This window comes from Micromonospora lacuserhaii (assembly GCF_036902735.1).
GTDB lineage: Bacteria > Actinomycetota > Actinomycetes > Mycobacteriales > Micromonosporaceae > Micromonospora.
On the sequence record NZ_JBAKHO010000009.1, the window covers coordinates 1 to 18,613 of the forward strand.

23 protein-coding genes and 1 tRNA gene are annotated in these 18,613 nt (G+C 72.3%); 15 read left to right on the plus strand and 9 right to left on the minus strand.

The window, feature by feature from the left end; translation table 11 throughout:
* Window positions 1–720, minus strand: a 720-nt coding sequence (locus V6U81_RS08580) for an MFS transporter (RefSeq protein WP_334486386.1), incomplete at its 3' end; no start/stop codon positions are given.
* 49 nt (window positions 721–769) lie between these two features.
* On the opposite strand from V6U81_RS08580, the gene V6U81_RS08585 reads away from it, so the two are divergent.
* From V6U81_RS08585 to V6U81_RS08600, 4 genes are all read left to right on the plus strand, one after another.
* Window positions 770–1,453 (plus strand): FadR/GntR family transcriptional regulator, encoded by a 684-nt coding sequence (locus tag V6U81_RS08585; protein WP_334486389.1) that lies wholly within the window; start codon window positions 770–772, stop codon window positions 1,451–1,453.
* Between the two features lie 41 nt (window positions 1,454–1,494).
* Window positions 1,495–1,971: a large conductance mechanosensitive channel protein MscL gene (mscL, locus tag V6U81_RS08590; RefSeq protein WP_334486391.1), complete on the plus strand. Its 477-nt coding sequence runs from the start codon at window positions 1,495–1,497 to the stop codon at window positions 1,969–1,971.
* An 81-nt stretch (window positions 1,972–2,052) separates the two neighbouring features.
* Window positions 2,053–2,301 (plus strand): hypothetical protein, encoded by a 249-nt coding sequence (locus V6U81_RS08595; RefSeq protein WP_334486394.1) that lies wholly within the window; start codon window positions 2,053–2,055, stop codon window positions 2,299–2,301.
* A 29-nt stretch (window positions 2,302–2,330) separates the two neighbouring features.
* Window positions 2,331–2,705, plus strand: a complete 375-nt coding sequence (locus V6U81_RS08600; protein ID WP_334486397.1) for a hypothetical protein — start codon at window positions 2,331–2,333, stop codon at window positions 2,703–2,705.
* Between the two features lie 244 nt (window positions 2,706–2,949).
* Here V6U81_RS08600 and V6U81_RS08605 read toward each other — a convergent pair whose 3' ends face one another.
* The gene (locus V6U81_RS08605) at window positions 2,950–4,224 is read right to left on the minus strand and encodes a benzoate/H(+) symporter BenE family transporter (protein ID WP_334486400.1); all 1,275 of its coding nucleotides are present in this window, start codon (window positions 4,222–4,224) and stop codon (window positions 2,950–2,952) included.
* 92 nt (window positions 4,225–4,316) lie between these two features.
* Window positions 4,317–5,345: a LuxR C-terminal-related transcriptional regulator gene (locus V6U81_RS08610; protein ID WP_334486403.1), complete on the minus strand. Its 1,029-nt coding sequence runs from the start codon at window positions 5,343–5,345 to the stop codon at window positions 4,317–4,319.
* A 63-nt stretch (window positions 5,346–5,408) separates the two neighbouring features.
* On the opposite strand from V6U81_RS08610, the gene V6U81_RS08615 reads away from it, so the two are divergent.
* The 4 genes from V6U81_RS08615 to V6U81_RS08630 all read left to right on the plus strand — a co-directional run bounded on the left by V6U81_RS08615 (window position 5,409) and on the right by V6U81_RS08630 (window position 9,477).
* Window positions 5,409–6,128 (plus strand): PP2C family protein-serine/threonine phosphatase, encoded by a 720-nt coding sequence (locus V6U81_RS08615; RefSeq protein WP_334486406.1) that lies wholly within the window; start codon window positions 5,409–5,411, stop codon window positions 6,126–6,128.
* Window positions 6,129–6,179: 51 nt separating this feature from the next.
* Complete coding sequence (locus tag V6U81_RS08620; protein WP_334486409.1) at window positions 6,180–7,364, plus strand: GNAT family N-acetyltransferase; 1,185 nt, start codon at window positions 6,180–6,182, stop codon at window positions 7,362–7,364.
* Window positions 7,365–7,423: 59 nt separating this feature from the next.
* The gene (locus V6U81_RS08625; protein WP_334486411.1) at window positions 7,424–8,173 is read left to right on the plus strand and encodes a ZIP family metal transporter; all 750 of its coding nucleotides are present in this window, start codon (window positions 7,424–7,426) and stop codon (window positions 8,171–8,173) included.
* A gap of 92 nt (window positions 8,174–8,265) precedes the next feature.
* Window positions 8,266–9,477: a hypothetical protein gene (locus V6U81_RS08630; RefSeq protein WP_334486412.1), complete on the plus strand. Its 1,212-nt coding sequence runs from the start codon at window positions 8,266–8,268 to the stop codon at window positions 9,475–9,477.
* A gap of 22 nt (window positions 9,478–9,499) precedes the next feature.
* On the opposite strand, the gene V6U81_RS08635 is transcribed toward V6U81_RS08630, so the two are convergent.
* From V6U81_RS08635 to V6U81_RS08645, 3 genes are all read right to left on the minus strand, one after another.
* Entirely contained in the window at window positions 9,500–10,582 is a 1,083-nt protein-coding gene (locus tag V6U81_RS08635) for an NAD-dependent epimerase/dehydratase family protein (protein WP_334486414.1), read from the minus strand.
* Window positions 10,583–10,627: 45 nt separating this feature from the next.
* Entirely contained in the window at window positions 10,628–10,921 is a 294-nt protein-coding gene (locus V6U81_RS08640) for a hypothetical protein (RefSeq protein ID WP_334486417.1), read from the minus strand.
* A 67-nt stretch (window positions 10,922–10,988) separates the two neighbouring features.
* Window positions 10,989–11,387, minus strand: a complete 399-nt coding sequence (locus V6U81_RS08645) for an anthrone oxygenase family protein (RefSeq protein ID WP_334486419.1) — start codon at window positions 11,385–11,387, stop codon at window positions 10,989–10,991.
* A 224-nt stretch (window positions 11,388–11,611) separates the two neighbouring features.
* Here V6U81_RS08645 and V6U81_RS08650 point away from each other — a divergent pair.
* Window positions 11,612–11,683: transfer RNA gene (locus V6U81_RS08650), tRNA-Lys, on the plus strand.
* Window positions 11,684–12,117: 434 nt separating this feature from the next.
* Here V6U81_RS08650 and V6U81_RS08655 read toward each other — a convergent pair.
* Window positions 12,118–12,513, minus strand: coding sequence for a hypothetical protein (locus V6U81_RS08655; RefSeq protein ID WP_334486421.1), 396 nt, complete (start codon window positions 12,511–12,513; stop codon window positions 12,118–12,120).
* Window positions 12,514–12,680: 167 nt separating this feature from the next.
* A complete protein-coding gene (locus tag V6U81_RS08660) occupies window positions 12,681–13,082 on the minus strand; it encodes a GntR family transcriptional regulator (protein WP_334486422.1) in 402 nt (133 codons plus the stop codon).
* 145 nt (window positions 13,083–13,227) lie between these two features.
* Here V6U81_RS08660 and V6U81_RS29145 point away from each other — a divergent pair, with 145 nt between their 5' ends.
* The 5 genes from V6U81_RS29145 to pyrF all read left to right on the plus strand — a co-directional run bounded on the left by V6U81_RS29145 (window position 13,228) and on the right by pyrF (window position 16,152).
* Window positions 13,228–13,413: a hypothetical protein gene (locus V6U81_RS29145; protein WP_420883997.1), complete on the plus strand. Its 186-nt coding sequence runs from the start codon at window positions 13,228–13,230 to the stop codon at window positions 13,411–13,413.
* Complete coding sequence (locus V6U81_RS29150; protein WP_420883998.1) at window positions 13,410–13,589, plus strand: hypothetical protein; 180 nt, start codon at window positions 13,410–13,412, stop codon at window positions 13,587–13,589. Before V6U81_RS29145 ends, V6U81_RS29150 begins: the two co-directional genes overlap by 4 nt.
* A 627-nt stretch (window positions 13,590–14,216) precedes the next feature.
* Window positions 14,217–14,612, plus strand: coding sequence for a YybH family protein (locus V6U81_RS08670; RefSeq protein WP_420883999.1), 396 nt, complete (start codon window positions 14,217–14,219; stop codon window positions 14,610–14,612).
* A gap of 261 nt (window positions 14,613–14,873) precedes the next feature.
* Window positions 14,874–15,422 carry an orotate phosphoribosyltransferase gene (gene pyrE / locus V6U81_RS08675; protein ID WP_334486429.1) on the plus strand — a complete coding sequence of 183 codons (549 nt, stop codon included), beginning with the start codon at window positions 14,874–14,876 and terminating at the stop codon, window positions 15,420–15,422.
* A gap of 7 nt (window positions 15,423–15,429) precedes the next feature.
* Window positions 15,430–16,152, plus strand: a complete 723-nt coding sequence (pyrF, locus tag V6U81_RS08680) for an orotidine-5'-phosphate decarboxylase (RefSeq protein ID WP_334486431.1) — start codon at window positions 15,430–15,432, stop codon at window positions 16,150–16,152.
* 197 nt (window positions 16,153–16,349) lie between these two features.
* Here pyrF and V6U81_RS08685 read toward each other — a convergent pair whose 3' ends face one another.
* The gene (locus V6U81_RS08685) at window positions 16,350–17,804 is read right to left on the minus strand and encodes a hypothetical protein (protein ID WP_334486434.1); all 1,455 of its coding nucleotides are present in this window, start codon (window positions 17,802–17,804) and stop codon (window positions 16,350–16,352) included.
* A gap of 298 nt (window positions 17,805–18,102) precedes the next feature.
* Between V6U81_RS08685 and V6U81_RS08690 the strand changes: the two genes are divergently transcribed.
* Window positions 18,103–18,603, plus strand: a complete 501-nt coding sequence (locus tag V6U81_RS08690) for a cupin domain-containing protein (RefSeq protein ID WP_334486437.1) — start codon at window positions 18,103–18,105, stop codon at window positions 18,601–18,603.
* Window positions 18,604–18,613: the final 10 nt, after the last annotated feature.

An 18,613-nucleotide genomic window follows, 5' to 3' on the forward strand; every position in this document is an offset into this window, starting at 1 on the left:
CGCCGGGGCCGCCGTCGGGGGCGCGGCCCGCCGGGCGGCGCGGGCCCGCAGCGCCAGCGGCACCCACGCGAGTACGGCCACCGCGGCCAGCCCGGCCCAGACCCCGAGACCGGCCCGCCAGGAGCCGAAGGCGTGCGCCACCGGCACCGCGGAGGCGGCGGCCACCGTCGTGCCCACCGTGAGCGCCATCGTGTACGCCCCGGTGACCAGCCCGGTGCGCTGCGGGAAGTGCTGCTTGACCAGCATCGGCAGCATGATGTTGGCGACCGCGATGCCGGCCAGGGCGAGCGCGCTGGTGAGCACGAAGATCAGCGCGGAGTCGGTGACCACCCGGAGCACCTGACCCAGGGCGAGGGCGGACATCGCCACCACCAGTAGCCGGGGAGCCGGCCAGCGGCGGACCAGCCACGGGGTGAGCGCGCCGAGGCCGGCGAAGGCGATGGTGGGCAGCGTGGTGACGAACCCGGCCATCGCGCCGGAGAGGGCCAGTCCGGTGCGTACCTCGTCGAGCAGCGCACCGAGGCTGGTCACCGCGGCGCGCAGGTTGACCGCGACCAGCAGCATCCCGACCAGCACCAGCGCGCCGCCGGTGGCCGGGTGGACCGGCCGGGCCGGCACTGCGGCGGGCGCCGGCCCGGGCGTGACGTCGGCGGTGGGGGTCGCCTCGCCGGCCGCGCCGTCGGCGGTCCGGGGCGCGGTGGAGACGGGTGGCGGGGTCATGACCTCGAACCTACAATCATGGGATGAATTTCGGCAGCAGGTGTAACCGGTGACACCGTCGGTCGATTCCGTCGCCGTGCCGCCGCGCGGCCACCGGGTCAGCCAGACCATCGCGCAGCTGCGGGCCCGGATCCTCGGCGGCGAGTGGCCGGTGGGCGGGCGGATCCCCACCGAACCCCAGCTGGTCGCCGCGCTCGGGGTCGGGCGGAACACCGTCCGCGAGGCGGTCCGGGCGCTGGTGCACGCCGGGGTGCTGGAGTGCCGGCAGGGCTCCGGGACGTACGTGGTGTCCACCGACGAACTGGCGCCGGTGGTGGCCCGTCGGCTCACCGACGACCGGATGGCCGAGGTGGTCGAGGTGCGGCGCGCCTTCGAGGTGGAGGCGGCCCGACTGGCCGCGCTGCGGCGTACCCCCGATGACCTGGCGGCGCTCGACGGTGCGCTCGCCGCCCGCGAGGCCGCCTGGCGCTCCGGGCGGGTCGCCGAGTTCGTGGAGGCCGACGCGGCGCTGCACATCGCGGTGGTGGCCGCCGCCCACAACGGCATGCTCGCCGAGCTCTACGGCTCGGTCGGTGCGGCACTGCGCAGCACCGTCGCGCACGCCATGGGAGACGCGCTGGAGCCCGAGCGGTACGTCGACCACGGCCGGCTCGTCGAGGCGATCAGGGCCGGCGATCCGGCCCGTGCGGCGATCGAGGCCGGCGCTTTTCTGGAGCCGCCCCCCGGGGCATAGGTTGTGCCGGACCCCGAAAACCGGACAGCACGGGAGTGTGGATGCTCAAGGGCTTCAAAGACTTCATCATGCGCGGCAACGTCGTCGACCTGGCGGTCGGTGTCGTCATCGGCGCCGCGTTCACCGGCGTCGTCACCCAGCTCACCAAGTCGTTCCTAGAACCACTGGTCCGCGTGATGATCCTGTTGATCACCGGCAGCGACAAGGGGATCAGCGGCACCATCCCGACGTTCCGCGGCACTATCCCGTTCGACTGGGTGGCCTTCGTCAACGCGGTGATCACCTTCCTGCTCACCGCGGCGGCGCTGTACTTCCTGGTCGTCTACCCGATGAACCGGCTCGCCGAGCGCCGCAAGCGGGGCGAGGAGCCGCCGCCCTCGGCGCCCAGCGAGGAGGTCAAGCTGCTCACCGAGATCCGGGACGCGCTGCTGGCCGGCGGGCAGAGCATCCCCGGGCAGCACCGGGGCGCGCTGGACGACGTGCTGGGCCGTCGCACGGAGCCGCCGGCCCCGCGCTGAAACCGCCCATCGCACATCGGCCCCCGCGGGAATCCCGCGGGGGCCGGTCCGTGTCGTACACATGTTCGATAGAGTCCCGCCATGGAGCAGCGTAGGCACTGGTGGAACGGCAAATGGGGACGGCTCGCCCGGCGGGACGTCTTCCTCCGGGTGGACGGCGACCGCTGGCACGTGGAGCAGCGGGCCGGCGGCGCAGAGGGCGTCTCCCAGTTCTACGAGCACGGCAGCGCCGAGGAGGCCGAGGAGACCGTGCGCGCGCTGCTGGAGGGGTCGGACGCCTGGCGGGAGCTCTCCCCGCGCCCACCCAGCGCCTGGGGACCGACGGTTTAGCGGCGGGTGGGGCCGGGAACCGCTCGGAGATGAAGCAGCAGGGCACCGAGCAGCAGGCGGTCATCTCCCGGGTCACCACCGGCATGCGGGTGGTCGACACGGTCGGTGTCGAGGTCGGCACCGTGGACCTCGTCCAGCGGGGCGACCCGAACGCGGTGACCGTGCAGGCGCCGACCGCGGACCCGGGCAGCAGCCTGGACGAGCTGATCGAGTCGGCGGCGGTCGAGGAGCCCGACGTGCCGGCCGACCTGGCGGCCCGGCTGCGGCGCACCGGCTACCTGAAGGTCTCCACCGAGCTGGCCCGCACCGGCGCGGTCTACGTACTGGCCGACCAGATCGCCACGGTCACCGGCGACCAGGTACGCCTCGACGTCCCGGTCGGTGACCTCCCGCCGGAGGAGTGAGCCGCGAGGCGGATCCGGGACAGCCAGGCGCTGAGGGTCCAGACGGCCGGCGGAGACGCTACAAACTTGATGACGCGAACGAATCACGCCGCGCACACTCCCCCGGAGCGGCGGCAGCCGAACGCCACGGCGCGGCGGTGCGGCCGGCCCTCCCCGCGACCCGGAATCAGGCGACACCCGATCCCTTACCGCTCCCTACGGCCGTCAACACCACCAGCCAGGCGTCGGCGATTCGCCTACGTCATCAAGTTTGTAGCGTCCGCACCGCGGCGACGCCTCGCGACTCGCCCGGCTCCTCGGGCTCCGCGACCACAGCCGGCGCGGCCGGCACGGCCGCCTCGGCGCCGGTGGAGCCGCCGACCGGGTCCCGGGGCGGGCGGCGGCGGAAGAGCAGCAGCATCAGCCAGCCGGCGAGCAGGCCCCAGAACGCGCCCCCGATCCCCAACAGGCTCACCCCGGACGCGGTGACCACGAACGTCACCACCGCCGCCTCCCGGCTCTCCGGGTCGGCGACCGCCGCGGAGATCGCGGTGGCCAGCGCGCCGAGCAGCGCCAGCCCGGCCACCGCCTCGATCAGCACCGGCGGCGAGAGCAGCACCAGCGCGGTCGCCAACCCCGCGCCGAGCCCCAGCACCGCCATCCCCACCCCGGCGGTGACCGAGGCGATCCAACGGCGGTCCGGGTCCGGGTGGGCGTCCGGACCGGCGGCCAGCGCGGCGGTGATCGCGGCGAGGTTGACCGCGTGCCCGCCGACCGGCGCGCCCAGCGTGGTGGCCAGCCCGGTGACCCGCAGCGCCGAGTTCAGCGGCGGCCGGTAGCCGTAGCCGCGCAGCACCGCCGTACCGGGGACGTTCTGCGCGGCCATGGTGACCAGGAACAGCGGCAGCGCCAGCCCGACCACCGCGGGCAGGCTGATCGCCGGCACGGTCAGCGCCACCGCGGGCCGGAGGTCGGCCACGCCGCCGCCGGGCGAGGTCAGCGCGATCGCCACCGCCGCCGCCACCAGCGCCGCCGGTACCGCCCACCGTCGTGCGAAGCGGTGCAGCACCAGCCAGGTGAGGATCACCGGTACGGCCAGCGCGGGCACCTCGACCAGCGCGCGGACCGGCGCGGTGCAGAGCGGCAGCAGCACCCCGGCCAGCATCGCCGCCGCCACCGGCCCGGGGATCGCGGCCACCGCCCGACCGAGCGCGGGGAAGAGCCCGGCGGCGACGATCAGCAGCCCGCAGAGGACGAACGCGCCGACCGCGGCGGGCCAGCCGCCCGGCACCGGACCGGTCGCCACCAGCAGCGCCGCGCCCGGCGTCGACCAGGCGATCGCGATCGGCATCCGGTGCCGCAGCCCCAGCCAGACCGCGCAGAGCCCGGACGCGACGCTCACCGCGAGCAGCCCCGAGGCGGCCTGCGCCTCGCTCGCGCCGACCGCCCGCAGCCCGGCCAGCACCACGGTGAACGAGCTGGCGAAGCCGACCAGCGCGGTCACCACGCCGGCCAGCACCGGTTGCAGTCGTTCCCCCATCGCCGCCCCTCCCGCCGGTGTCGCGGCCACCCTAACGAGAGCCGCCGGCCGGCCGGCGACGTGCGACTGCGCCGCCCAGGGGCCGGGACCGGTCAGCCGGCCGGGCGGGCCGGCACCCGGTGCTGCACCGCCCAGAGGGCCGCCTCGGTGCGGGACGCCGAGCCGGTCTTGCGGAGCAGGTTCGACACGTGCACGGTGACCGTGCGCACCGAGATGCCGAGCGCCCGGGCCGCCTGCTTGTTGGACATCCCGGCGACCAGGCAGCCGAGCACGTCCACCTCCCGGCCGGTCAGCTCGGCGTCCGGCGGGGCGGCCGGCCGGGGCGTCGGCAGCCGCAGGTGCTCCGGCAGCGGCTGGCGGACCAGCGCCGCCGGGTCCCGCCCGGCGTACGCGGCGAGCAGCTCGGTGAGCGCGTACGGGTTGCCGCCGGTGCGGTGCCAGACCGCGGTGGTCACCCGGTCGGCGGGGCACCGGCCGCCGTAGACCTGGCGGAGCACCTGGGCCACCTCGGTCACGCCCAGCGGTCCGAGGTGCTGGCGCACCGCGCCGCGTACCCCGCAGAGCCGGGACAGCGCGCGGACCGCGAGGTCCGGCGCGACCGCGTCGGCCGGCGGCCGGCTCGCCACCACCAGCAGGGCGGGCAGCTCCGGGGCGGTGGCCAGCTCGGCGACCAGGTTGAGGCTGGCCGGGTCGAGGGCGTGCAGATCCTCCACCACCAGCACGGCCGGGCCGGCGCCGACGAGCAGCCGGACCGTGCGCACGGCGAGCCGGAGCAGGGTGCCGGGCGCGTAGCGCTCGCGCGGGGCGGTGGGCTGCTGGGCGAGCCAGGCCAGCGCGTCGGCCGGCAGGTCGAGCCCGCTGGTGTCCCGGCCGCTCAGCACCGCGGCCAGCCAGTCGTACGGGGCCGGGTCGTGCACCCGGGCGGCACCGGAGAGGATCACCGAGGGACGTGGGCTGAAGCCCTCCACGGCGGCGGCGACCAGCAGGCTCTTGCCCACCCCGGCGCCTCCGGTGATCACCGTCACAGCGGGCGACGGGCGGCCACCGTCGACCACGGTGGACCACGCCCGGTCGAGCTCGGCACGCTCGCCAGCCCGGCCGACCATGGACACCGGCATCATTTCTCACACCCTACGCACTAGTGCGTAGAGACGAATGCAGGGTGTTCTTGGCAAGCTTGTCGCATGACGCTGATCCTCCGCTCGGCCATCCTCAACGACGTCGGCCTGGTCCGCACCAACAACGAGGACTCCGCCCTCGCCGGTGACCGCCTGCTGGCGGTGGCGGACGGCATGGGCGGGCTGCCCGCCGGCGAGGTGGCGAGCGAGATCGTCATCCGGATCCTGGACGAGCTGGTCCCGCCCACCGTCCCGGACGAGGCCGCCGAGGCGCTGCGCGCCGTCGTCGCCACCGCCAACCAGCGCATCCGCGCCGCCATCTCCGCCGACCCGGCACGCGACGGCATGGGTACGACGCTCACCGCCGGCCTGCTCGCCGGTGACACCCTGGTTCTCGCCCAGGTCGGCGACTCCCGCTGCTACCTGCTGCGCGACGGGGAGCTGACCCAGCTCACCCGGGACGACACCTTCGTGCAGGCGCTGGTCGACCAGGGCGCGCTCTCGCCCGACCAGGCCCGGCACCACCCGCAGCGGTCCCTGGTGACCCGGGCGGTGCAGGGCGCGGACGTCCCACCCGCGGTCGGCGTGCTGACCATGTTCGCCGGTGACCGGGTGCTGCTCTGCAGCGACGGGCTCTCCGACTACGTCACCGACGAGGCGATCCACGCGACGCTGACCACCTACACCGACCGTCAGCAGTGCGGCGAACAGCTGGTCAAGCTGGCCCACCAGGCCGGCGCACCGGACAACGTCACCGTCGTGGTCTCCGACGTGGCCGACGCCTAGAACCGGACCAATCGGGTTGCGGCGGACCGCCGGTCGGGTTGGGATGGACGGATGCTCATCCGTCGCCTGGCCGCCGAGGAACGACTGACCACCAGCTTCCCGCTCCAGGCGTACGCCTTCGAGGCGTCCCCGCCGGCCCCGGAGCGGGTCGACGCGTTCCACCGCTACCTGCCGTACAACAAGGGCAACCGGACGCTGGTCGTGGAGGAGGGGGGCGAGACCCAGGCCACCGCGAGCGCCATCCCGATGCGGCAGAACCTGCGCGGTGCGGTGCTGCCGATGGCCGGGGTGGCCGGGATCGCCACCCACCCGCTGGCCCGTCGGCGGGGCCACGTACGGGCGCTGCTGCACCAGCTCCTCGACGAGATGCGCGACGGTGGGCACCCGCTGAGCGCCCTGTACCCGTTCCGGGCCAGCTTCTACGAGCGGTTCGGCTACGTGGGGCTGCCCCGGGCGCGTACCGCCCGGTTCTCCCCGGCGGACCTGGCGCCGCTGCTGCGTACGGAGCTGCCGGGCACGGTGAGCTGGGAGCGGATCGGCACCGGCTACCCCCGCTTCCGCTCGTTCACCGAGCGCTGCCTGCGGGAGCGGCACGGCTTCGCGATCTTCCCCGACTTCCGCGACGTCGGGCTGCGGGACCGGGACGACCGCTGGCTGGTCACCGCGACGATCGACGGCAGCGTGCTCGGCGCGCTGACGTACCGGATCGACGACCACGGCGGCGAACTGGTCGGGGACGACCTGCTCGCCGCCGACCCGTACGCCCGGGCGCTGCTGTTGCAGTTCCTCGCCCGGCACGTCGACCAGGTGGAGCGGATCAGTCTCCAGCTCCCCGCCGACGAGCTGCCGGAGCTCTGGCTGACCGACCTGGCCGTGCACGTGGAGGCCCGGGTGTCCCGCCCCGGCTCGCCCGCTCCGATGGCCCGGCTGCTCAGCGTGGACGCGCTCGCCGGGCTGCCCGCCGGCCCGGGCCGGGTCCGGGTGGAGCTCGTCGGGGACCGCTGGCTCGCCGGCACCCACCTGCTCGACGGCACCACCGGCCGCCTGGAGCTGACCTCGGGCGGCCCGGCGCCGGCCGCGACGCTCACCGCCGCCGGGCTCTCCGCCCTGGCGTACGGGGTGCTCGACCCGGCCGAGGTGCACATCCGGGGCCTGGGCGACGTCACCCCGGAAGCGGCAGCCGAACTCCGCCGCCTCTTCCCACGTACCCTCCCCCACCTCTTCGCCGACTTCTGACCCCCACCCCCCGACCCGCGGGCGGGTTGAGTGGGGGTGGGCGGGGGTACGGTCTGCGGGTGCCGGAGTGGTTGCAAGCGGGTGCGTGGGGTCTGCTCGCCGGTTCCGCCCTGTTGATCGGGGCGGTCGCCGGATATTTCGCCCGGGTGCCCCGGAAGATCATCGCCTCGATCATGGCGTTCGGTGCGGGCGTGCTGCTCTCCGCCGTGTCGTTCGACCTGATCGCCGAGGCGCACGAGCAGGGCGGGCTGCTGCCGACCGCGATCGGGGCGGCGGGCGGGGCGTTGGCGTACACCGGGGCGAACGTGCTGCTCGCCCGACGGGGCGCCCGGCACCGCAAGCGCTCCGGCGGCGTGCAGCCCTCCGAGCAGGAGCAGCCCGGTTCCGGTTCGGCCATCGCGGTGGGCGCGCTGCTGGACGGCGTACCCGAGTCGGTGGTGATCGGCGCGAGCCTGCTGGCCGGCGGACCGGTCAGTCTGGTCACCGTCGTCGCGGTCTTCCTCAGCAACGTGCCGGAGGGGCTGTCGAGCGCCGCCGGCATGCGGCAGGCCGGCCGCACCCGGCGGTACGTCTTCCTGCTGTGGACGGCGATCGCCCTGGTCAGCGGCGCGGCGGCGTTGGCCGGCTACACGCTGCTCGGCGGCGCGCCGCCGGAGGTGCTGGCCACCATCACCGCGCTCGCGGCGGGCGCGATCCTCGCGATGATCACCGACACCATGGTCCCGGAGGCGTTCGAGGACGCCCACCTGCTGGTCGGCCTGATCACCGTCCTCGGCTTCCTGGTCGCCTTCACCCTCTCCCACGCCTGACCCCCGACCCCACGCCGGTGGGAGGGTTAGGGGTGGGTTAAGAAGGGCTGCGGGATTCGTTTTCCGGGGGGTCGGGCTCCTAGCATCGGCGGGTGCGCGTGAAGTCCGTTGTCGCCCTGCTCGTCCTCGGGGTCGCCACCGCCGCCCTGCCCGGGTGCGGTGGCCAGCAGTCCGGCGACGACCAGCCGATGATCGTCTCGGCCACCGACACCCCGGCCGCCACCGCGGCCGCCTCGCCGGGTGGCACCCCACCGGCCCGGGCCGGTCTGGGCGCCTCCCCCGCGAGCCCCACCCCGAAGCCGAAGCCGTCCACCGCGACCGGCAAGGCGCTCGTGGCGGGCAACCCGAACGGTGGCGCGGTGATTCCGGCCGAGGCGCGGGCGGTGGACACCTCCCGTCCGACCAGGACGGTCGGCACCGGCACGCCGGCGAGCTGCACCTCCGAGGCGGTGGTCCGAGCGGTGGCGGCCGGCGGCATCATCACGTTCAACTGCGGGCCGGCCCCGGTGACCATCACGATGAAGGCCACCGCGAAGGTACGCAACGCCAACGGGCCGCGAATCGTGCTGGACGGCGGCGGCAAGGTCACCCTCAGCGGCGGCGGCGTACGGCGGATCCTCTACATGAACACCTGCGACGGCGCGCAGGGCTGGACCACCTCGCACTGCCAGAACCAGGACCACCCGCAGCTCACCGTGCAGAACCTGACCTTCGTCGGCGGCAACTCCACCGGCGAGAAGGCCGAGGGTGGCGGCGGTGGCGCGGTCTTCGTGCGGGGTGGCCGGTTCAAGGTGGTCAACTCCCGCTTCGTCGACAACCGCTGCGACCGTACCGGTCCGGATCTGGGTGGCGCGGCGCTGCGGGTGCTCAGCCAGTACGACAACCGGCCGGTGTACGTGGTGAACAGCACCTTCACCGGTGGGGTCTGCGCCAACGGCGCGGCGCTGAGCAGCATCGGCGTTTCCTGGGTGGTGCTGAACAGCGTGCTGCGCGGCAACCGGGCGGTTGGCGACGGCGCGAACCCGGCGAAGGCCGGTACGCCGGGCGGCGGCAGCGGCGGGGCGATCTACTGCGACGGCAACGGGTTCACCGTGCGGATCGCCGGCACGATCATCGAGGAGAACCACGCCAACGAGGGCGGCGGCGCGATCTTCTTCGTCAGCAACGACCGCACCGGCACGATGCGGATCGAGAACTCGACCCTGCGCCGCAATCCCAGCGACGCCTTCGAGACCAACGGCCTCCCCGGCATCTTCTTCCTCGGCGCCCGCCCCCCGACGATCACCGCCACCCGCCTCAGCTGACCGCACCCCGGCTGGTCGGGGATCAGTAGGGGTTGCCGGTGCCGGGGACGCGGGCCTTCAGCAGGCCACCCGGGCGACCGGGGAGGTCGTCGGCGCCGGACATGGGCGGGCCCTCGGTGTGTGCGCCGTCGGCCATGCCGGCGAAGAGCTCCTTGAGGGCGGTGAGGGCGTCGATCTTCGGCTGCCAGCCGAGTTCCGTCTCGGCCCGCTCGCTGGACATCAGCGGCGCGTTCAGGCCCAGCTCCACCCAGCCGGCGTCGACCGGCTGGAGCCGGAACCGCCAGGTCAGCGCGGCCGCGGCACGTAACACCGGGGCGGCCACCGGGATCGTCCAGCCCTTGAAGTGGCGGGCCACCAGGTCCGGGGTCAGCACCGGGTCCGCGGCGACGTTGAACGCGCCGCGCGCATCACCCAGGACCGCCTTCGCGTACGCGTCGGCGACGTCGTCGGCGTGCACCGCCTGCATCCGCAGTCGGCGGTTCGCGGGTACGACGGGGATCCGCCCGTAGCGCAGCAGCCGCACCGGGGCGAGCGGCCCGAGGAAGTACCGGGTGATCTCGGTGCCGGCGTCCCGCTGGAAGACCAGCCCGGGGCGCAGCCGGACGACGCGCAGCTCCGGGTGCTCCCGCTCGACGGTGTCGAGCATCGACTCGACCTCGGCCTTGTCCCGGCTGTACGACGACCCGGGCACCCCGGTCGCCGGCCACCGCTCGCTGATCGGGTGGTCCTTCGGGCCGGGCGCGTAGGTGCCGACGGACGAGGCGTACACCAGGGCGGGAACGCCGGCCCGGACGATGGCCTCGGTCACCGCGCGGCTGCCGCCGACGTTGGTCCGGTGCAGGGTGCGCTGGTCGTGGCTGGGCTGGATCTGCCAGGCCAGGTGCACGACCGCCTGCGCCCCGGCGAAGATCGCGGCGAGCTTCCCGGCCGCGTCCGGCGCCCCGACGTCGCAGGAGTGCCACTCCACCCCGTCGTACGGCGCGCCGGCGTCCGGCCCGGGCAGCCGCCGGGCGACCCCGACCAGTTCCAGCCCCGACTCCTGGCGCAGCCGGCGCAGCAGCGCGGTCCCCACGTTGCCGCTGGCCCCCACGATCACGATCCGCATGCGGGGTGCCGTACCCGTTGAATCGGACTCCAACCCCCGGACCGGTCAGGGCCGGGGCGACTGCCGCACCCAGCTCTTCTCCTGCCGGCGGCGCCCCTGGGTGGCGGCCAGGCAGCGCGGGCAGATGAAGCCGACCGGGTCGGCCGAGGTGAGCACGTCGGTCGAGGAGTAGTCGAACGGCACGTGCGGGAAGCGGCGCAGCCGGGTCCGGCTGAGCTGGAGCCCGCAGACGGTGGAGTTCTGCCCGGGCTGCCAGGCGTGCACCTCGCCGCCCGGCTGCCGGGTCCCGTCCGGGCCGGTCTCCTCGCTCGACGCCGCGACGGCCGGGGTGCTGCTCATCCTCATGCCGTCCCCGGTTCCCCCGCCCGGCGCTTTCAGACCTGCCCGGCCCTGTCCTGCCCGGCCCTCAGTCCCGCCCGGACAGCAGGGCGCCGACCAGGCAGGCGAACGCCGCGACGTTCGTGACCGTCCGGGCCAGGTTCCACCGCACCCAGGTCGTCTCGACGGCCGCCCGCACCGACCCCAGGTTGGCGATCCGGTCCACCGGGCCGGCGGCGTCCAGCCGGTCGTTGAGCGGCACGCTGAAACGCATGGTGATCAGCAGGGTCGCGCCGTAGAGCACCAGCGCCGCGACCGTCCAGGCCAGCACCGGGCCGCGGACGGTCAGGTGCAGCGCCACCGCCAGCGCGATGAGCAGCGCCGCGCCGAGGAAGGCGGACAGGAACCAACCGTTGAGGATGCGGCGGTTGATCGACTGCATCGTCCCGACGAACGTCCGGTCGTCCACCGCCGCGAGCCCCGGCATGACCGAGCAGGAGTACGCGAAGAAGAGCCCGCCATCAGCCCGGTGACTACGGTGGCGGCGGCCAGGGAGATCGTTCTCATGCTCACCAGGCTGGTCGTGCGCGACTCGCCTGTCCATCGCCGGGCGGCTCGGACGCATACGCGGGCGTCTGCCGGGGTGGGGCGTCGACGGGGGGCGGAAGCCGGCAGGCCGGGGCCGGTGAGGTCCGGTAACCTGAGTGCCGCGGGCCGCTAGCTCAATGGCAGAGCTGTGGACTTTTAATCCATAGGTTCAGGGTTCGAGTCCCTGGCGGCCCACTAGCGGATGCCGAGGCACAGCGCCCCCGTCCTGGCCAACTACCGCGCCGCAGGTTTCTTGATCAGCGTCGACGCCACCCGCCCGACCGAAGATCGCGACCGAGCTGACCAGTCGACTTGAGCGGAGTTGAGCAGACGAATGGGGCCAGCCGGGCCGGCGAACACGCGTCTGGGGCGATTGGTGCCGACAGCAACCGTGACAGCAACGAGCACAGACTCGGGAGGCCGTGGCCAGCCGGCAGCGGACAGCTCCCTGAGGTCGCAGACGGAGACGGAGACGGACGCGGGCGGACGAGGCGCCCAGAACTTGTAAGCGAGGCGTCAGCAGAGGGTCAACTCGGCGCAGCGAAGCAGACCCGATCTACATGCCAGGCGGCGACGAGTCGCAGGCGGGCGGAACTACCGGCTGACGGGATTGCCGGGGCTACCTCGGCTCAGGGGTGCAGCTTGTCGCGATCGTCGAGAATGGCGTCTACGAGCTGCCCCGGGAACATACGCTTGACGCTCGCGGAATACTCCGCGCCGTCCAGAGGCCGGCTTACCTTGTCGCCGTCTACCCGCACGGGCATGGAGACACCAGAAGTAACCCCCGGCTCCGGTGCGCCTTCGCACTGCGCCCAGGCGAACGACGAGGACCCTTCCCGCCCAATCAGTCGTACCTTGCACGTGCCCGGCCCGCTGAGCAACTCGCCAGGCAGGAGCGAGGCAAGCCGCCTCTCCTCCGCCTGGACGTCAGCGGTGCCGCGATCAGGAAGCGCGTACTGCGGCTCGGAACAGCCGGCGAGTAGCCCGACCGTCAACGCGAGCCAGAGGACGTATCGACGAGTCACCCACAGATCATCCCACCTCTGTGGCTGGATAGCGCCCCTCCCGAAAGCAGCCAACCGAGCAGCCAAACCAGCGAGCTGGGGCGAACGACCACGTACTTGGACACCAGGCTGAAGCATGACCAGCACTCGCCGGAGCAGGAGCGGGGAACCGACTCGTAATGCGCCGGTCAGCGGCCTACACGGATGCGGTCGGCGGCGTACAGCTCGCGGGAGCCGTCGGCGCGAAAGACCACGAGCACCGGGACGCCTTCGCCGATCTCCAGCTCACGGCGTTCAGCAGGCGTCGGCATCCGGGCGGAGGCGGTGTCGCCCTTGAGGAGGGTTACCGTCTCGGTCGGCTCGATGGCCCGGACGAAGGTGCCGCGCGGCGGTTCGACGATCACGAGCCCTTCCGACCGGAGTAGCGCTATCGCCTGCCGGACGCTCGTGCGGCTCAGCCCGTACTCCTGAGCCAGCCGCAGCTCACTCGGCAGCGACGCGCCGGGCGCGAGGTCGCCGGACGTGATCCGGTCCCGCAGGAGGTCTGCGAGCTGCCGGAACACGGCCCGATCCGCGCTGGGGTCGATCACGAATGTGACGCTACGTGTCCAACAGTTCTACATCTTATTGTATCTACAGTCCTACGTCGGTACGGCAAATGAGCAGGTGCGGCGGTCGGACGACCAGCTCAGGCCCGGCCGCCGCGCCGTCGACCCATGCCCGAGGGGAGATCCGGTGCCGCGCGTCTCGTACGAGGAGTACCTGATAGCCGTCGCCCTCACCCTTGCCCGGCGGCACCGGCCGTTCTGGTCCTGGCGGAAGTGGCGGCGGATCTGCCGCTGCGGAGCCGATCTGCCCTGCCATGCCCGGCACCGCATCCCCATCAACCGTGGCCACTGGCCAGAAGAGGAGGCGCAGTGAAAGACGATCAGGAGCACGCCATCCTGGCCGTACACGTCCGAGGGCTCGACGGCATGTGCGTCGGCTGCCGCGCCTGGCGGTCGCGCCTTGCCCCGTACCCGTGCTGGCAGGTGGACTGGGCGACTAGCCGGCAGGCCCGGACGATCACGACCCGCTTCCTCGGCGGTGTGCGATGACCACCCACGGCCCCGTCATGCCGATCTGGAGCTGCGGCGGCTGCAACGCCGCGTGGCCCTGCCCGACCCGCCGGCGGGAACTACGGGCCGAGTTCGCCGACGCCCCGGTCTCTCTCGCCCTCTACCTCGGCTCCTATCTCGTTCAGGCCGCCGAAGACCTGACGTGGGTGCCAGCCGGCGCACTGCACCGCAGGTTCCTCGGGTGGACACGGGAAACTGGCGGGACGACGCCAGCAGTACAGCAGCGAAGTACAGCAACCGTGCCAGCCGAACCCAACCGAGAAGCGTGTCAGCAGCCCGGATGACCTCGCACCGCACCCGATCCGGCCGGGCCGCCGGCAATCCATAGGTTCAGGGTTCGAGTCGCTGGCGGCCCACTTCTCCGCAGGTCAACGGCCGTGGCCGCGATCGATGCTGCCGCGATCGGGTCCGCCGGGCGTCCCGGACCGTGATGCGCCGGATCCCGGCCGCATCACAGCGCCGGTCCCAGAAGCGGGTGAAGTTGCGCGGCACGGCGGCGGTCGAGCGCCACGGTGCAGACGTCGGGCAGCGGCAGGGTGGCGTTTGAGGCAGCAGTGTGGCCCAATCCCCGCCGTCAGGGCTCAGTCAAGGGCAAGCTGGATGCTTGTGGACAGGAAGCAGGTGACTGGCTGGCTTGGGGCCTACGAGCAGGCGTGGCGGGCGCCGGGGACGGAGGTGCTTGCCACGATCTTCACCGCAGACGCGAGCTATCTGCAGGGGCCCTACCGGACACCGATCGTCGGCCTGCCAGGCATAGCCAGGATGTGGGAGGACGAGCGCGCCGGCCCCGACGAGATGTTCCACATGACGAGCGAGATCGTCGCGGTGGAGGGCGACACGGCGGTGGCGCGGGTTGAGGTCCGGTATGGCGACCCGGTCGACCAGGAGTACCGCGATTTATGGGTCATGCGCTTCGCCGAGGACGGACGCTGCAGATCGTTCGAGGAGTGGCCTTTCTGGCCGGCGCAGCCGACCGGTGCCTCCCGTCCCGATGGGAGCTGATCCCTGGCGGCCCACTCCATGACTCGATCTCGTTGTTGACCTGGCGCTTTTGCGGTTCGTGCGATCGGAGAGCGCATCCAATCGGTGGCGGTGCACCAACCCGCAGGGGCCGGCCGGTGCTGCAGTATGCCGCTGATCGATGGATCACGAGTCGGCCGGCATCCCCTGCCTTGTCGGCGGCATGCGGAAAGTTCAGGTGGCCAACCGGACGTGGCATGGGCGGCTGGTCGCCCGCCACCGTCGGGATGCGACGCTGGAGGCGTGACTTCCTCGCTCGCGCGTCGTGTGTATGAAGCCTGCCATCTGACCGGGTCGTTCCGCCTGCGCTCCGGGCAGTTGAGTGATGAGTACTTCGACAAGTATCTGTTCGAGGCGCAGCCCGGTCTGTTGCGGGAGGTTGCCGAGGCGATGGTCGCCTTGCTGCCGGAGTGTGACCTGCTGGCGGGGATGGAGATGGGCGGCATACCGATCGCTACCGTGATGTCGCAGCTGACCGGACTGCCGACGGTCTTCGTTCGCAAGCAGGCCAAGGAGTACGGGACCGGCAAAGCGGCCGAGGGCGGCCCGGTGGATGGCCGGCGCGTCGTGGTGATCGAGGACGTGGTCACGACCGGCGGGGCGTTACTGGCGTCGTGCCGGCAACTGCGAGCCAGCGGCGCTCTGATCGATGCGGTGGTCTGCGCCATCGATCGCGAGCAGGGCGGGCGGGAGAATTTGGCGGCCGAGGCGCTGCAGCTATACGCCGCTCTCAGCCGTCGCGATCTCGAGTCCTTCTCCCGGCGTGACAGCTGCGCCGCGGAACCCGCATGATCAGCGGGTGAGTACGGCACGCCGCATCATCATCGCGCTCGACTTCGACAACCTTCATGACGCCGAGGCGATCGTCGACCGGCTGGGTGACGCTGGTCAGTCGTACAAGGTGGGCCTGGAACTGCTGACCGTGGCCGGTCCGGCGCTGGCGGCCAGGCTGGTCGGCGAGGGCAAGGATGTCTTCCTGGATCTCAAGCTGTTCGAGATCCCGACATCGGTCGCCGGCGCCGTCCGCGCAGCCGGCCGGCTCGGCGCGACGATGGTCACCGTGCACGCCATGGGCGGCTCCACAATCATGGAGGCAGCGGTACGCGCGGCGGCCGACTTCCCGCAGCTACGCGTCATCGCGCTGACCGTCGTCACCAGCCTCACCGACACCGACCTTGCCGCCATCGGGCTGAGCGCCACGATCGACGAGCAGGTCATCCGGCTGGCCCAGCTGGCCAAGCGCGCCGGCTGTCACGGAGTGGTCGCCTCACCGCAGGACGCAGCGTCGCTGCGCGCGGAACTCGGCCCGAACATGTTGATCGTCACGCCTGGCGTGATGCTGCGGCCTGAGCTGACCGCCGTGACCACCACCGAACACACCCGGCCGGCGGATCCCGCTGCCGCGATCCGCGCCGGCGCGACGCACATCGTGATCGGTCGCCCGCTGACCCGCGCACCAGACCCAGCAGCTGTCCTCGCCCAACTTGAGGACGAGCTAAGTAGGCTTCAGGCACCCAGCTAACGGCAGGCCCGGCGGCGTCCTGGGCGGCGATCTCCGCGGCACGGCGGCGGTCGAGCGCCACGGTGACAAGATGCGTCCGGCTCCCCCCGGCCGGGATCGTGGCGCATCGAGCCGAATCCTCCCTGGCGGCCCATCAACAGTGAAACGCCCAGGCCATCTGACTTGGGCTTTCACTGTCAAGAACTGGCCGATCACGATCACTGAGTCGGGCAGCCACTCGGCGGGTCGTTGTACTCCTTGGTGTATACCCGCACGAGCATGCGGCGGTTCTTGTATTCGGTGAACGTCCACAGATGGCCGTCGCCCGCCGAGCTCACCCAGTACGACATCGCCTCGGCGTTGTCCACGTAGACGCCGCGCGAGGCGCAGACACCGTCGCCGTCGTGCTCGTACCACAGCTCGCTGCCGTCCGTGCCGGGCAGCGTACGGGCGACGAAGAACTCCGGACGGCCCGACGTCGAGTTCGGCCGCTGTACGACACCCTGGACGCCCTGGAAGTTCGTCCCCGCGAGCCGGGTCGCGCTGACCGGGGTGGTCGAGCCGGTGTCGATCCGGTTGATCAGAGTGTCCGTGGGCCAGTTGACGATCCGCACGTCGTAGGACGCCGCCGTCATGTCGTCGGCGCTGCGGTACTCCGAGACGACCAGCGAGTTGTCCGACCACTGCAGCGACAGGCCGGAGATGCACAGGTTGCTGTAGAAGCTCGTCGGCGTCCGTGAGCAGCGGTCACCGGTGGTGGTGAAGGTGCCGACCCGGAACATGACATAGCGGTAGCCACCGGCGCAGAGCTGGGTCCCGCCGCTCGGGTTGGCGATCTGGCCGACATCGTTGACGCTGCTGGCCGCGTGATTCGGACCGCAGGTGGTCTCGGCCGGGATCCGGTAGGTCCGGCGGGTGTCGAACACCATGATCTTGCCGGAGGTCACCGCGACGAACATGTACGGCCCGTACCAGGTGACACCGCCGCCGTGCACGTTGCAGATCGGCTTGAAGGTCAGGCCGTCGGGGTTCGGGGCGGTCGGCGTCACCAGCAGCACGTGCCGGTAGTCGCTGTGTGTGCCGTCGGTGTAGGGCCGCTGGATGAACGACGCCCGCAGACCCACCGACGCCTCGGGGTCGTCGGCGACACCAGGGCACTGCACCCGGTTGTCCGCCGCTGCAGCCTGTCGCCACAGGCCCACCACCTGGTCGCTGCCGGGGACGTAACCGGCCTGCTGAGCGGCGTCCTGGGAGCTGGTGACCGACTGGGGAATCCACGCGTCGGACGTCTCGTCGGCGCCTGCGAAGCACCACGCCGCCAGGGTGTAGGCCGCGTCGGCCGCGGCGATCGCGGACCTGGCACTGCTGCAGTTGCTGTGGGTCTTGTAGTACATCTGGTGGTTGGTGTCGTTGTAGACCTGGGTCAGGCCGGGAGTGCCGGTGAGGGCGCCGGCTGCGGCCGCCGTGTCGACCGCGGCCAGCCCGGCGGCGTCGGCGGGCTGCCATACCAGCTGTTGCAGGCCCGTCAGCGACTTCCCGCTGTCCACGTACGGCGTGACGTTGTCCCAGCTGACCGCGTATGCGCTGGTGGGGGTAATGGTGGTTACCGCGAGTGCGGCAGCCAGCAGCGTCGTGCCGAACGCCCAGTGCCTGAGCCTGGCGGATGTCCGCATACGGTTCTCCCGTGGTTCGCCGCCACGTCGACCGCACGCGTCCTCTTCGGACGATCGATGTGGAGCGCGCTTTGAATGTCCGGGAACGCTAACAGAAGTGTTCCCCGACGCGGGTTCCTGGCCACACAGGCTGACGTTCCGCGAAGCGCGCTCCGGCTCAGCCCCGTGGCACCGACGCCCCCGGCATTGGCCCAATACGCCGACGCCGGATCGGATCTCCCTCCTGAGCCAACTGATTCGTACCGTGGGTTCGCACGAGAGCGACAACCAGTGGGGTGAGTATTCGATGTCCTATCCGATGCCGCGGTATACCGGCGACTCCGGCACCACGAGCGCCACCTTCCGCCGTGCCGACGCACCGCCCGATCTGGAGATCGGGGTCCGGAGCAGGGTGGGCTACCTGGCGACCGGCGCGAGCACCAACGGCCAGTTCGGCCTCTACCGGTGGGACATGGCCGCCGTCGCGCCCACCGGAAGCACACCCGGCGGGCACTACCACCGCACCTTCTCCGAGTCGTTCTACATCCTCGACGGCACCGTCACGCTCTACCACGGCGGCAACTGGAGCGACGCCAGCGCCGGTGACTACCTGTACGTGCCGCCCGGGGGAGTCCACGCCTTCGCCAACAACTCAGGCCAGGCGGCGTCGATGCTCGTCCTGTTCACGCCCGGAGCGCCACGCGAGGCGTACTTCGAGGAGCTCGCCGACATCCTCGCCACCGGCCGGGAGCTCACCGAGCAGGAGTGGAGGGAGTTGTACGCACGCCACGATCAGTACCCGGCCGCGCTCGGGGTGTAGCAACACGGTC

Bases quoted from the DNA above. Each gene is read 5' to 3' on its own strand.
- V6U81_RS08595 (WP_334486394.1), top strand. From the start codon at position 2,053: ATGGAGCAGCGTAGGCACTGGTGGAACGGCAAATGGGGACGGCTCGCC.
- V6U81_RS08640 (WP_334486417.1), bottom strand. From the start codon at position 10,921: ATGAGCAGCACCCCGGCCGTCGCGGCGTCGAGCGAGGAGACCGGCCCG.
- V6U81_RS08620 (WP_334486409.1), top strand. From the start codon at position 6,180: ATGCTCATCCGTCGCCTGGCCGCCGAGGAACGACTGACCACCAGCTTC.
- V6U81_RS08635 (WP_334486414.1), bottom strand. From the start codon at position 10,582: ATGCGGATCGTGATCGTGGGGGCCAGCGGCAACGTGGGGACCGCGCTG.
- V6U81_RS08690 (WP_334486437.1), top strand. From the start codon at position 18,103: ATGCCGCGGTATACCGGCGACTCCGGCACCACGAGCGCCACCTTCCGC.
- mscL (WP_334486391.1), top strand. From the start codon at position 1,495: ATGCTCAAGGGCTTCAAAGACTTCATCATGCGCGGCAACGTCGTCGAC.
- V6U81_RS08685 (WP_334486434.1), bottom strand. From the start codon at position 17,804: ATGCGGACATCCGCCAGGCTCAGGCACTGGGCGTTCGGCACGACGCTG.
- V6U81_RS08600 (WP_334486397.1), top strand. From the start codon at position 2,331: ATGAAGCAGCAGGGCACCGAGCAGCAGGCGGTCATCTCCCGGGTCACC.
- V6U81_RS08605 (WP_334486400.1), bottom strand. From the start codon at position 4,224: ATGGGGGAACGACTGCAACCGGTGCTGGCCGGCGTGGTGACCGCGCTG.
- V6U81_RS08615 (WP_334486406.1), top strand. From the start codon at position 5,409: ATGACGCTGATCCTCCGCTCGGCCATCCTCAACGACGTCGGCCTGGTC.
- V6U81_RS08610 (WP_334486403.1), bottom strand. From the start codon at position 5,345: ATGATGCCGGTGTCCATGGTCGGCCGGGCTGGCGAGCGTGCCGAGCTC.
- V6U81_RS08645 (WP_334486419.1), bottom strand. From the start codon at position 11,387: ATGCCGGGGCTCGCGGCGGTGGACGACCGGACGTTCGTCGGGACGATG.